The sequence below is a fragment of the Nonomuraea sp. NPDC049141 genome, from assembly GCF_040648415.1.
Lineage (GTDB): Bacteria > Actinomycetota > Actinomycetes > Streptosporangiales > Streptosporangiaceae > Nonomuraea.
Map to the genome: position 1 here is coordinate 158469 of NZ_JBEZDR010000029.1, position 12692 is coordinate 171160.

The 12692-nt window shown below is 70.0% G+C and carries 10 protein-coding genes; 6 read left to right on the top strand and 4 right to left on the bottom strand.

Going from position 1 to position 12692, the window contains the following annotated elements; all coding sequences use genetic code 11:
* Positions 1-48: 48 nt before the first annotated feature.
* Genes AB0B91_RS55305 through AB0B91_RS55325 form a run of 5 tightly spaced genes read left to right on the top strand, consistent with a single transcriptional unit; the run spans position 49 to position 6439 of the window.
* Positions 49-849: a WecB/TagA/CpsF family glycosyltransferase gene (locus tag AB0B91_RS55305; RefSeq protein WP_358339698.1), complete on the top strand. Its 801-nt coding sequence runs from the start codon at positions 49-51 to the stop codon at positions 847-849.
* 22 nt (positions 850-871) lie between these two features.
* Entirely contained in the window at positions 872-2965 is a 2094-nt protein-coding gene (locus AB0B91_RS55310) for a glycosyltransferase (RefSeq protein WP_358339700.1), read from the top strand.
* Positions 2965-4260 carry a hypothetical protein gene (locus AB0B91_RS55315; RefSeq protein WP_358339702.1) on the top strand — a complete coding sequence of 432 codons (1296 nt, stop codon included), beginning with the start codon at positions 2965-2967 and terminating at the stop codon, positions 4258-4260. Before AB0B91_RS55310 ends, AB0B91_RS55315 begins: the two co-directional genes overlap by 1 nt.
* Before the next feature lie 11 nt (positions 4261-4271).
* Positions 4272-5567 carry a hypothetical protein gene (locus AB0B91_RS55320; RefSeq protein ID WP_358339704.1) on the top strand — a complete coding sequence of 432 codons (1296 nt, stop codon included), beginning with the start codon at positions 4272-4274 and terminating at the stop codon, positions 5565-5567.
* Complete coding sequence (locus AB0B91_RS55325) at positions 5564-6439, top strand: Gfo/Idh/MocA family oxidoreductase (RefSeq protein ID WP_358339706.1); 876 nt, start codon at positions 5564-5566, stop codon at positions 6437-6439. Before AB0B91_RS55320 ends, AB0B91_RS55325 begins: the two co-directional genes overlap by 4 nt.
* Here AB0B91_RS55325 and AB0B91_RS55330 read toward each other — a convergent pair.
* The 4 genes from AB0B91_RS55330 to AB0B91_RS55345 form a co-directional block, all read right to left on the bottom strand.
* Positions 6436-7515, bottom strand: coding sequence for an acyltransferase (locus AB0B91_RS55330; protein ID WP_358339708.1), 1080 nt, complete (start codon positions 7513-7515; stop codon positions 6436-6438). The genes AB0B91_RS55325 and AB0B91_RS55330 overlap by 4 nt on opposite strands.
* A 72-nt stretch (positions 7516-7587) precedes the next feature.
* A complete protein-coding gene (locus AB0B91_RS55335) occupies positions 7588-8634 on the bottom strand; it encodes a 2-oxoacid:ferredoxin oxidoreductase subunit beta (protein WP_358339709.1) in 1047 nt (348 codons plus the stop codon).
* The gene (locus AB0B91_RS55340) at positions 8627-10471 is read right to left on the bottom strand and encodes a 2-oxoacid:acceptor oxidoreductase subunit alpha (RefSeq protein WP_358339711.1); all 1845 of its coding nucleotides are present in this window, start codon (positions 10469-10471) and stop codon (positions 8627-8629) included. Before AB0B91_RS55340 ends, AB0B91_RS55335 begins: the two co-directional genes overlap by 8 nt.
* Positions 10472-10722: 251 nt before the next feature.
* Positions 10723-12201 carry a polysaccharide deacetylase family protein gene (locus AB0B91_RS55345; RefSeq protein ID WP_358339713.1) on the bottom strand — a complete coding sequence of 493 codons (1479 nt, stop codon included), beginning with the start codon at positions 12199-12201 and terminating at the stop codon, positions 10723-10725.
* Positions 12202-12286: 85 nt separating this feature from the next.
* Here AB0B91_RS55345 and ndhC point away from each other — a divergent pair, with 85 nt between their 5' ends.
* Positions 12287-12658: an NADH-quinone oxidoreductase subunit A gene (ndhC, locus tag AB0B91_RS55350; protein WP_358339714.1), complete on the top strand. Its 372-nt coding sequence runs from the start codon at positions 12287-12289 to the stop codon at positions 12656-12658.
* Positions 12659-12692 lie beyond the last annotated feature (34 nt).

Here is a 12692-nt window from a genome sequence, read left to right on the forward strand (position 1 = left end):
TAGCGATGTCAAAAGGGTGAGTCGTCAGACGGGGGGTGCGGCATTCCGATGGGCCACTCTTCATATGAGAACGGTCCAAAGAACCGCGCCCGGGTAGGCGCCGTCGGGATCGACGCGATCACCGAGCCGGAGGTCGCCGAGCAGCTGGCTCGGGCCTGGCATGACGGCCGGGGCGGCATGATCGTGACCGCCAACGTGGACATCGTCCGCGCCGCCACCCGCGCCCCCGAGCTCGCCGAGCTCGTGGCGGGCGCCGAGCTCGTGGTCGCCGACGGCATGCCGGTGGTGTGGGCGGCCCGGATCGGCGGGCTGCGGGTGCGCGACCGCGTCACCGGGGCCTCCCTGATCTACACCCTCAGCGAGGTCGCCGCCCGCGAGGGACGGTCGGTGTTCCTGCTCGGCGGCGAGCCGGGGGTGGCCGAGACCGCCGGCGAGGTGCTGGCACAGCGTTACCCGGGGCTGCGGGTGGCCGGCGTGTACGCGCCGCCCTTCGGCTTCGAGAGGCTCGCCGGGGGGATGGGGGAGATCGTGGAGAAGGTCCGCGCGGCCGCGCCCGACCTCGTCTTCGTGGGCCTGGGCTTTCCCAAGCAGGAACACGTCATCACCGCGCTCCGCCCTGAACTGCCGCGTGCCTGGTACCTCGGCTGCGGCGCCGCCATCCCGATGGCCGCCGGGCAGTTCCGGCGAGCCCCGGACGGAATGCAGCGGGTGGGCGGCGAATGGCTGTTCAGACTCGCCCTCGAACCCCGCCGCCTGGTACGCCGCTACCTCCGTGACGACCTGCCCTTCGCGCTCAGGCTGCTGGCCGGGGCCGCGTGGCACCGGCTGGCCGCGGGCCGGCGCTCCTGATCCCGACAGATTGGTCTGCCTGATGACTGTTCCCGAGCGGCCGCCGCTTGCCATCGTGATCGTCACCTACCAGAGCGGTCAGGTCATCGAGGAGTGCCTGCGTTCTCTGGACACCGTGTTACGTGAGGGGGACCCGTTCCGGATCATCGTCGTGGACAACGACTCCCCCGACGACACGGTGGAGCGGGTGCTCGCGGCCGGACCGCACGTCGAGCTGATCAGGACGGGCCGCAACGGCGGGTTCTCGGCCGGTGTCAACGCGGGCATCGCCGCCGCTGCCGGCTGTGACGTGCTCGTGCTCAACGCCGACATCCGGCTCAGACCCGGCTCGGTGCGACGGCTGCGCGAGGCGCTGGCCGTGCCCGGCACGGGCATCGCGGTGCCGCGGTTGCTGGGCGCCGACGGCGAGCTCCAACTGTCCCAGCGCAGGCGGCCCACCGTCCTGCGGGCCGTGGGGGAGGCCCTGCTCGGCGGGCTCAAGGCGGGCCGCCACGCGCCGCTGGGCGAGCTGGTCGTCGACCTTCGGGAGTACGAGCGGCCGGGCACGCCGGACTGGGCTACGGGCGCCGCCTGGCTGGTCTCGCGCGCCTGCCTGGACGCGGCCGGGCCGCTCGACGAGCGCTACTTCCTGTACTCGGAGGAGACCGAGTACATGCTGCGGATCCGCGACCTCGGCTTCACGGTCCGCTACGAGCCGGAGGCCGTGGCCGTCCACCTCGGCGGCGAGCAGGCCAACTCCAGCCCGCTGTGGACACTCGCCGCCGCCAACCGGGTGCGGCTGCACCGGCAGCGGTACGGCAGGCCCCGCGCGGTGCTCATGCGCCTGGCGGTCGCCCTGAACGAGGCGCTGCGCGCCGTCACCCGCGGCCGGCGGGCGGGGGAGCGGCACCGGGCGGCCCTGCGCGAGCTCGCGACGATGGCCGAGTGGCCCACGCCGCCGGGCGGCCCCTTATCGCCGCCGGCCTACGTCTGCTTCGCCGCCCAGGACTGGTGGTACCACAACAGGGCGCACTCCGACTTCCAGCTCATGCGGCACCTCGCGGGATCGCGCAAGGTGCTGATCGTCAACAGCATCGGCATGCGGATGCCGCTGCCCGGCCGCTCCACCTTCGTGCTCCGGCGCATCGCCAGGAAGCTGCGTAGCGTGGCCAAGTTCGTCAGGCGGGTGGAGCCCGACCTGTGGGTGATGTCACCGCTCCCGCTCCCCCTGTACGGCTCGCGCCTGGGCCGCGGGCTGAACGCCTGGCTGGTCAGGACACAGGTACGGGCGGTCTGCCGGGCGCTGGGCCTGAAGGTGCCGGTGATCGTGGTGACCATCCCCACCGCCTGGGACGTGGTACGCCCGATGCGCCGCCGCGCGCTGATCTTCAACCGCTCGGACCGCCACTCCGCCTTCCCCGAGTCCGACACGGACACGATCGAGACGCTCGAACGCGACCTGCTGGAACGTGCCGACCACGTGGTCTACGCCAGCCGCGGGCTCATGGCCGAGGAACGCCCGATCGCGGGCGCGCGGGCGCGCTTCCTCGACCACGGGGTCGACCTGGAGCACTTCAGCCGCGTACCGGCCGACCGGCAGCCCGCGGACCTGCGCGCCGTCCCTGGGCCGCGGATCGGCTTCTTCGGCGCCCTGGACGACTTCGTGGTGGACTTCGACCTGCTGGAACAGGTCGCGATCGGCCTGCCCGAAGCGTCACTCGTGCTCGTCGGCGACGCGACCGGGCAGATGGAGCGGCTCACGAAGCATCCCAACGTGCACTGGCTGGGGTTACGCCCCTATTCGGTGATCCCCGCCTACGGTTCGGGCTTCGATGTGGCGATCATGCCGTGGCTGGACAACGAGTGGATCAAGCACGCGAACCCGATCAAGCTGAAGGAGTTCCTGGCGCTCGGCCTGCCCGTGGTCAGCACCGAGTTCGACGAGCTGGCCCACTACGCCGGCCGGGTCAGGACCGCGACCACTCCGGAGCAGTTCATCGAGGCCATCCGCGTCTGCCTGGCCGAAGGCGGCCCGCAGTCGCCGGAGACGCTACGCGGCTCGCTGGCCGACGCCTCCTGGTCGGCGCGGGCGGCCGATCTCATGGCGCTGGCCGAGCAGCCGTCCGACGTGCGGTGATGAAGGTGAGGCTGACGACGATCGCGCAGTGGGCGGCGCTCCTGACCGCCGCGGCGGTGGCCGTCGGGGGCTGGCTGTGGCTGCGGTCCGTCCCGCCGAAGCCCGTCGCGAGCACGCTGCCCGCTCTGACGATGGCCTTGAGGGCGGTGCCGTGGGAAGGCGGCCCGGCCGCCTACGCGGATTCGGCGGCGGCGGTGAAGGCGGGGTGGACCCGTCCCGGGTTCTTCCCCGTGGGGCTCTGGTTCGCCTCGGTGCGTACCGGCAGGGAGGTCGCGCTGGACCGGGCGGCCGGGATCAACACCTACGTCGAGCTGACCGACGGCAGCCGCCCCGAACTGCTCAGGCAGTCCGGCATGACCGCGCTGACCAGCCGCCGGCTGCCCGGCGCGGGCGCGGAGACCGTGGGCTGGCTGATCGCCGACAAGGCCGACGTGTGGGCGGGGCCCGGCAACGGGCAGTGGACGGGCGCCCGGGGCTTCACTCGGCCCGTCTGCGCCCCCGCGCTCACCGCGTGCGGCTACACCGTGCTGAGTACGCTCGCCGAGCGCCTGCCCAAGGGCGACCGGCTGCGGTACGCCTCCTTCGGCAAGGGCGTGGCCTACTGGGAGGAGGAGGCGCAGGCCGCCAAGTTCGTCAACGGCTACACCGACGTGGTCGCGGCCGACGTCTCCTGGTACGGCGACGCCAACGTCTGCGCGGAGGCCACCCGGTGGCTGCAGCTCCCGGCGGCCCAGTGCCGCCTGGCCGCCAACTACGGCGCGACCGTCGAGCGGCTGCGCGCCCTGGACGCCACCGACGGCCGCAGGCAGCCGGTCTACGCGATCATCGCGCTCTCCGGCCTCACCCCCGAGCAGGTGGGCGGCGCGGCGATGAGCGCGCTGATCCACGGCGCCAGGGGGATCGTCTACGACGCGCACGGCACGCGACCGGCTTGCGAGGTGGACAACGTGCTCCGCCGCGTATGCGGGAAGGCGGTCAGGCGCGGGGTCGCCGAACTCGACCGCCGGATCAAGCGGCTCGCGCCGGTGCTCAACACCCAGTCGTACGCCTACGACTTCGCACCCGAGCTGGACACCATGCTGAAGCGCCACGACGGCGCCACCTACCTGTTCGCGATGCTCGGCCGCGGCCAGGCTCCGGGACGGCACGTGCTGACCATACCCAGCGATCTGTCGGCGTCGGGTCGCGTCGAGGAGGTCTTCGAGAAGCGGACCATCCAGGTCGACAAGGCGGGACACTTCACCGAGACCTTCGACGCGGAGCACAGCTATCACGTCTACCGGATCGCCCCGTAGCTGGGAGGGCTATGACTTCTCGACCGACGAACAGACGGATCCTGCTGATCGCGATCACCGTTGTGCTGGTGGTCGCCGTGGGCTGGGTCATCGCGCAGGCGAAGTCGACCCGCCACGAACTGGGCCTGCCGCGCGTCCCCTGGGACGGGGGCCCGGCCTATTACGCCAGGTTCGGCGCGCCGGCCGCCGCGGGCTGGACAAATCCGTCGTTCTTCCCCATAGGGGTTTGGTTCGAGTCCGTGGTCGAGGAACGCGACGTGCGGATGGACAAGGAGGCAGGGCTCAACACCTACGTCGAGCTGACGGCCAACAGCGACATGGGCCTGATCCGGAGCAACGGGATGTCGGCGATCACCAGCAAGCCCCTGGCGGGATCGGGCAGCGAGACGGTCGGCTGGATGATCGCCGACGAGGCCGACATGTTCGCCGGGCCCGGCGACGGCGTCTGGAGCGGCAAGTACGGCGGCGAAGGCCAGGTGTGCGTGCCCGACAAGCCGCCCTGCGGCTACACCGCGATGCGCACCCTCAAGGACAAGCTGCCCAAGAACGACGGCCGCCTGCACTACGCCAACTACGGCAAGGGCATCGCCATGTGGGAGAACGACGGCGAGGCGACGAAGTTCGTCAACGGCTACACCGACATCATGTCCACCGACGTGTACTGGTACACCGACACCGGCATCTGCGAGGAGGCCGAGAACTTCCTCAAGCTGCCACGCGACCGATGCCCGCGGGCCGCCAACTACGGCCAGGTCGTCGACCGGGGCAGGCAGCTCGACGCCCTCGACAGCAAGAGGCAGCCGATCTACGCGTTCGTGGAGCTCGGCTGGCCGGGCACCAACGGCCTGCGCTCGATCGCCGGCGACGAACTGGCCGGCGCGGTGATGAACTCCCTCATCCACGAGGCGCGCGGCATCATCTACTTCAACCACAGCTTCGCCGGGCCCTGCCCGACCCAGCACGTGCTGCGTGAGCCCTGCGCCCAGGGGATCAGGACGGTCGCGACGGAGCTGAACCGCCGGATCCGCACGCTCGCGCCCGTGCTGAACACCCAGTCCTACGTCCACACCTTCGCGCCGGGACTCGACACCATGCTCAAGGACCTCGACGGCTCCTCCTACGTGTTCGCCATGCCCAAGGCGGGCGTCCAGCCGGGGCCGCAGACGCTGCGGCTGCCCGAAGCCCTGGCCTCGGCCTCCAGCGTGGAGGTGCTGTTCGAGAACCGGACGCTTCCGGTGAAGGACGGCGGCTTCACCGACTCCTTCGAGCGGGAGAACAGCTACCACGTCTACAAGGTCACGCCATGAGCGCCCCGGTGGAGGTGGGCCTGGTCGGCGCGGGCCCCTGGGCGCGGGACTTCCACGCGCCCATGTTCGCCGCCGGGCCCGAGACCCGGCTGGCGGGCGTCTGGAGCCGGCGGGCCCCGGCCGCGCAGGCGCTGGCCGAGCGCTTCGGCGTGCCGGCCTTCACCTCGTACGAGCGGCTGCTGGAGCGCAGCGAGGCCGTGGTCTTCGCCGTCCCGCCCGACGTCCAGGCGGTCATGGCCGTCCAGGCGGCCTGGCAGGGCCGGGCGCTGCTGCTGGAGAAGCCGATCGCGCTGACCGTACGCGACGCGAAGGCGCTGGCCGACGCGGTGGACGCCACCGGCGTGGCCACACAACTCGTGCTCACCAACCGCTACCGTCCCGTGGTCCGCGAGTTCCTGAAGCAGGCCCGCGACTTCCCGGCCATCGGCGCTCGCGCCTGCCAGCTCACCGGCGAGTTCCTCGACGACACCTTCGCCGACAGCCCGTGGCGCTCGCGCGCGGGGGTGCTCTACAACACCGGCCCGCACGGCCTGGACCTGCTCGACGCGGCGCTGGGCCGCATCACGGAGATCAGGCCGGTCGCCAACGCGGCCGGATTCCTGGCGCTGACCTGCCTGCACGAGAACGAGGTGATCAGCCAGCTCACGATCAGCGGCCGGGTCCCGCCGCGCCGCAGAACCCGCTATGAGCTGTACGGCCCGGAGGGCACGCTGGTGCTCGACTCCGAGCTGCTGCCGGAGGACTCGATAGAGACCAGGGCGACCCTGCGCTCCGAGTTCGCCACCGCCGTACGGACGGGGCGGTCACACGAGATCGACGTGCACCGGGGCCTGCACCTGCAACGACTCCTGGCGCAGGCCGAACCGCGCTAGGGGGTCTCCGGGACCGGTGCGGCGGCCGGGACCGGGGCGGGCTTGCGATACCGCAGGCGCAGCGCGGGCTGTTCGATCAGCCGCCAGCTCAGGGCGGCCAGCGGCAGCACGATGGCGACCGTGGCAAGCAGCACGAGCACGGGCGACCGGAGCCCGGACTGGACCAGGACCTGCTGGGTGGGGAAGGCCAGCAGGTAGGTGCCGTACGACAGGTCGTACGAGCCGGTGGGACGGTGCAGCCACGCCGGCGCGCGGAAGGCGATGAGGAACGTCAGGCAGGTGACCGCCGCGATCGCCGCCAGATTGGCCACCGGCGTGCCCCACAGCAGCCGCCACGCGATGACCACGAGAGCCGTCAGCCAGAGTGGGGGGACCCAGCGGACCTCCCGGATGAGCATCCCGAGCGCGAAGAACGCCACGGGCTGCGCGGCGTAAGCCGACACGACCAGCGGGATGAGCGGACCGGAGTAGCCGGTGAGATGAACGACCGAGGCGGCGGCCAGCCCGAGCAGCACCAGCCCCACCAGGACCGTCCGGCGCCGCAGCAGCCCCAGCAGGCCCATCACGGCCACGCCGATGTAGCAGAGCACCTCCACCCAGATCGTCCAGAGCGACCCGTTGACCGCGTCCGGATAGGGGAGCCCCTGGAAGACGCCGGGCAGCGAGTAGCTCACCGGCTGGATGAGCAGCCCTCTGGCGATGTAGCTCCAGGCGCCGGTGCCGGAGAAGTACGAGGCGGCGGGCAGCGCGCTCACCAAGGGGCCGAGCAGCAGGGCCGTGACGATGACGACCAGCGCGTACGCGGGATAGATGCGCAGCGCCCTGCGTACCGTGTAGCGGCGTGCCGACGGGTCCGACAGCCAGCTCGTGCTGATCAGATAGCCGCTGATGAGGAAGAAGACGCCGACGCCTATGCCGCCGACGCCGATCCCGCTGGCCGGGGTCAGCGGCGAGCCGTGCCCGGTCAGCACCCAGCTGTGCTCGACGATGACCGCGAGCGCGCCCAGAAGGCGCAGCAGGTTGAAGGCGTTCAGCCGGGAACGATTGGGTTCGACCACTTTTGGCGCTTCGGCCACTGCGCCGCTCCCCCGCGAGTCCGATGCATCTGATGTGTATCGGTTCGCGAAGGAGCTGCGTTACCCAGTGGTTTAGCCGATACGCCAGGTGTCGCCACCCAGGAGCAGGTCACTGAGGTCGCCGGGGCCCTTCTGAGCCACGGCCTCCTCCATCTGCTCGGCCATCAGCACGTCGTACGCGGGCCGGTCGACCGAGCGGAACACGCCGATCGGCACGTGCTCGAACGCGGGCTCGTCGAGCCGCGACAGCGCGAAGGCCAGCGACGGGTCCGGGTTGTGCGCGTCGTGCACCATGATCTGGTCCGCGTTCACCGAGGCGCGGTCGGCCACCTCGATGCCGCCGTTGGCGGCCCTGACGACCGCCTTCGACGCCGACACGATCGGCTGACCGTGCTCCAGCCTGAGCGTGATGTCGTCGCGGATCTCCGGATCCTTGAGCTGCTCGAAGGCGTTGTCGTTGAAGATGTTGCAGTTCTGGTAGATCTCCACCAGCGAGGTGCCGCGGTGGGCGGTGGCCTCACGCAGCACCGACTGCAGGTGCTTGCGGTCGGAGTCGATCGTCCTGGCCACGAACGACGCCTCGGCGCCGATGGCCAGCGAGATCGGGTTGAACGGCTTGTCCAGCGAGCCCATCGGCGTCGACTTGGTGATCTTGCCGACCTCGGAGGTGGGTGAGTACTGGCCCTTGGTCAGACCGTAGATCCTGTTGTTGAACAGCAGGATGTTCAGGTTGACGTTGCGGCGCAACGCGTGGATCAGGTGGTTGCCGCCGATCGACAGCGCGTCACCGTCACCCGTGATCACCCACACCGACAGGTCGGGCCGGCTCGCGGCGAGCCCGGTCGCGATCGCCGGCGCACGGCCGTGGATCGAGTGGAAGCCGTAGGTGTTGAGGTAGTACGGGAATCGGGACGAGCAGCCGATGCCGGAGACGAACACGATGTTCTCGCGCTTCAGCCCCAGCTCCGGCAGGAAGCTCTGTACGGCGGCCAGGATCGCGTAGTCACCGCAACCGGGGCACCAGCGGACCTCCTGGTCGGACTTGAAGTCCTTCAGGGTCTGCTTGGCGTCGGTCTTGGGGACGAGCGAGAGGCCCCGCCCATTTACCAGTTCAGTCACTGTCGATCACGTCCTGGATGACTCCGGCCAGCTCCTCGGCCTTGAACGGAAGCCCGCGCACACGGTTGTAGCTGATGATGTCGACGAGGTAGCGCGCCCGCAGCAGCAGGGCGAGCTGGCCCAGGTTGATCTCGGGCAGCAGCACCTTGTCGTAGCTCTTGAGGATCTCGCCGGTGTTGGCGGGCAGGGGGTTGAGGTGCCGCAGGTGCGCCTGCGCGACCTTGCCACCGGCCCTCCTGATGCGGCGCACGGCCGCCGCGATCGGGCCGTAGGTCGAACCCCAGCCGAGCACCAGCACCTTGGCGTCACCGTCGGCGTCATCGACCTCGAGGTCGGGTACGTCGATCCCGGCGATCTTGGCCGCCCGGGTCCTGACCATCAGGTCGTGGTTGTCCGGGTCGTAGCTGATGTTGCCCGTGCCGTCGGCCTTCTCGATGCCGCCGATGCGGTGCTCCAGGCCCGGTGTGCCGGGGACGGCCCACGGGCGGGCGAGCGTGTCGGTGTCCCGCTTGAACGGCAGGAACTCGCCGTCGTCGCCGTTGGGCGTCGTGGTGAACTCCTGGGAGATGTCAGGTAGTTCGGAGACCTCCGGCAGGCGCCACGGCTCGGAGCCGTTGGCCAGGTAGCCGTCCGACAGCAGCATGACCGGGGTGCGGTACTTGACCGCGATCCGCGCCGCCTCGATGGCCGCGTCGAAGCAGTCGCTCGGCGACATCGGCGCCACGATCGGCACCGGGGACTCGCCGTTGCGGCCGAACATGGCCATCAGCAGGTCGGTCTGCTCGGTCTTGGTCGGCATGCCGGTGCTCGGCCCCGCCCGCTGCACGTCCACGATGAGCAGCGGCAACTCGGTGGTGACCGCCAGGCCGACGGTCTCGGCCTTCAGCGCCACCCCGGGCCCCGACGTCGTGGTCACGCCCAGCGCGCCGCCGAACGCCGCGCCCAGCGCCGCGCCGACGCCGGCGATCTCGTCCTCCGCCTGGAAGGTGCGGACGCCGAACCGCTTGTGCTTGGACAGCTCGTGCAGGATGTCGCTGGCCGGCGTGATCGGGTACGAGCCGAGGAACAGCGGCAGCTTCGACTGCACCGAGGCCGCGATCAGGCCGTAGGCCAGGGCCTGGTTGCCGGAGATGTTGCGGTAGACGCCGGGCGCCAGTTGGGCCGGCTTCACCTCGTAGGAGACCGAGAACGCCTCGGTGGTCTCGCCGTAGTTCCAGCCCGCCTGGAAGGCCGCGATGTTGGCCTTGGCGATCTCCGGCTTCTTGGCGAACTTCTGCTCCAGGAACTTGATCGTGTGCTCGGTCGGCCGGTGGTACAGCCAGGAGAGCAGCCCCAGCGCGAACATGTTCTTCGAACGCTCGGCGTCCTTCTTGGACAGATCGAAGCCTTCGAGCGCCTTGACAGTCAGCGAGGTCAGCGCCACCGCGTGGACGCGCCACTCGCTGAGCGAGTCGTCCTCCAGCGGGTTGGCCGCGTAGCCCACCTTCTGCAGGTTGCGCTTGGTGAACTCGTCGATGTTGGCGATGATGTCGGCGCCGCGGGGCAGGTCGCCCAGGTTGGCCTTGAGCGCTGCCGGGTTCATCGCGACGAGCACGTTGGGAGCGTCACCCGGCGTCAGGATGTCATGGTCGGCGAAGTGCAGCTGAAAGCTGGAGACGCCGGGGAGCGTGCCCGCGGGGGCACGGATCTCGGCGGGGAAGTTGGGCAGCGTCGACAAGTCGTTGCCGAACTCCGCGGTGCCCGCGGTGAAGCGGTCGCCGGTGAGCTGCATGCCGTCGCCGGAGTCTCCGGCGAATCTAATGATCACGCGGTCGAGTTGCTGGACCTGCTTCGTCACAGCTCAGTCCTCCCCGACGCGCCGAGGCGCGGTCGTATGTGGCGCGTTCTCAGTTCCATGCTAGATCCTCGCGAGGTTCAACACGTTTCCTCGCTACAGAATGCGGGTAAACGCGGGGGCAATCAGGGGATACCGGAGAACCGTTAGGGGTGACACAGCCCGGCGGCGATTCTGCACAGGTCGACGTGCAGGCGTGCGAAGAGGACTGTTCGGGTCACGAGCGCCAACTATACGTCCCTCCCAGGCGTGACTTACGTCAGGGGGCGATGACGCGCGATCTCCGACCCCGATCGGTAAAGGTGTCCGGCCTGCATACCTGCCGTTCCATACAATTCTGGAACAGTGACAAGCGTGTAACCCTTCCCCTGCAGCTTTTTGAGGATGTCCGGAACCGCGTCAACGGTCGCCGGGTGGACGCCGTGCATGAGCACGATGGCCCCGACGCGCGCCTGCCTGGTCACCCGGTCGGCGATCGCCTTGGCGTCGTTCGTGTACTTGTCACCTGCGTCGACGTTCCGGCCGACGATGGCGAGGCCCATGTCCGCCGCCACGTCCATCACGTCCTCGTTCAGCGCTCCGTATGGCGCGCGCATCAGCGTGGGCCGCTCGCCGATGGCCGCTGTGATGGTGTCCTGGGTACGGCGGAGCGAATCGGCGATCTTGCTGGTGGTCAACTTCGACAGGTCCAGGTGCGCCCAGGAGTGGTTGGCCACCAGATGCCCCTCGACGCTCATCCTGACCAGCAGATCCGGCCGGGCCGCGGCACTGGTGCCGACGGTGAAGAAGGTGGCCCGCGCCCCGGCCTGGTGCAGCATGTCGAGCAGCCTGGGCGTGTCCGGTCCCGGCCCGTCGTCGAAGGTCAGCGCGACGCACTTGGCCTTGGCGCAGTCGACCGACCCCGCCCGGTTGCTGACGGCCTCGGGGCTGGATGACGGGAGCGTCCTCGGCACGGTCGGCGCCGCCTGCCTGGCGGCCTCCCGGACGGCCTCCTGCGCGCGCCGTCCCGTCGGCGACAGCAGGGGATCGGCCTGCCGGGCGGGTACGGCCACGGCCAGGCGGCCGAGGGAGCACGGCCCGACCTGGCAGTCGTCGAACTCCACCACCAGGTCCCCGCCCTGGTTGAAGGCCATCGAGTCGAGCTGGTCGCCCGTCACCCTGCCGGGGTCCGTCGGGGATCCGCGCTTCGCGAGCCGATCCTTGACCAGTCGCGTGAGATCGCGCAGCGCGGCGTGGCCGGAGAGCAGGCCGGCCGAGCCGGTCGCCTTGCCGGTCCGCCGGTCGTACCAGAGGGTCCGGATGGAATTGCTCCAGCCGTTGCCGAGGGACTCGCCGGTGCGCAGCCGTACGCCGACGATGTCGCCGGAGGCGGCGGCGAGCTGCCAGTCCACATTCAGCTCGGGGCGGGGCCGCGGGGCGTCGAACTTGGTGAGGTCGCGGAAGTGGTGGAGCGTCCGCTCGGCCTCGTCGTGCAGGGCCCTGTTGAGGCGGGGCGCGTCCCGCAGCTCGGGGTAGGTGATATGCACAAGGCGACGCGCGTGCCCGTGCCCGCGGTCGGCGTCGCTCAGGGTTCTGGCGACCAGACCGCCCACGGTCGCGGGGTCGACAAAGTCGATCATGGTCGGCTCCGCGGGGACCAGGACGTCCCGCTCAGGGGAAGCGGTGGCCAGTCCACCACCCACGGCGGAAAGGGCCAGCAGGGCGATTCCTCCAATGAGTCCCTTTTTGTGCATGAAGGTCAGATTAAGGGGGCGATCTTGCGTTTTGCCCCGTTTTGGGACTATGGGGGACGAGGCTTGACTGAGTTACGATCAGGGCATGGACGGCTACTTCGGGTCCTATGTGCTGGTCGCCGCGCTGCTCGCCATCGGCGTGGCCATCGTGGCCGGGGCCCTCATGGCCAACCGTCTCCTGCGCCCGACCAGGCCGACGGCCGAGAAGCTGACCACCTACGAGTGCGGCGTCGACCCCGTCGGCGACGGCTGGGCCCAGTCGCAGGTGCGCTACTACGTCTTCACCTACCTGTACGTGGTCTTCGCCGTGGACGCCGTGTTCCTCTTCCCGTGGGCCACGGTCTTCGACGCGCCGGGATACGGGCTGACGACGCTCGTGGAGATGTTCGTCTTCCTGGGGTTCATCGCGCTCGGCATCCTCTACGCCTGGCGAAAGCGCGTACTCGGCTGGACTTAGGTTGTTTTTCGGTCGATCATCCGCCGCCCCTCTA

Coding starts and splice junctions, on each gene's coding strand:
- AB0B91_RS55305 (WP_358339698.1), top strand. CDS start 49: ATGGGCCACTCTTCATATGAGAACGGTCCAAAGAACCGCGCCCGGGTA.
- AB0B91_RS55310 (WP_358339700.1), top strand. CDS start 872: ATGACTGTTCCCGAGCGGCCGCCGCTTGCCATCGTGATCGTCACCTAC.
- AB0B91_RS55315 (WP_358339702.1), top strand. CDS start 2,965: ATGAAGGTGAGGCTGACGACGATCGCGCAGTGGGCGGCGCTCCTGACC.
- AB0B91_RS55320 (WP_358339704.1), top strand. CDS start 4,272: ATGACTTCTCGACCGACGAACAGACGGATCCTGCTGATCGCGATCACC.
- AB0B91_RS55325 (WP_358339706.1), top strand. CDS start 5,564: ATGAGCGCCCCGGTGGAGGTGGGCCTGGTCGGCGCGGGCCCCTGGGCG.
- AB0B91_RS55345 (WP_358339713.1), bottom strand. CDS start 12,201: ATGCACAAAAAGGGACTCATTGGAGGAATCGCCCTGCTGGCCCTTTCC.
- ndhC (WP_358339714.1), top strand. CDS start 12,287: ATGGACGGCTACTTCGGGTCCTATGTGCTGGTCGCCGCGCTGCTCGCC.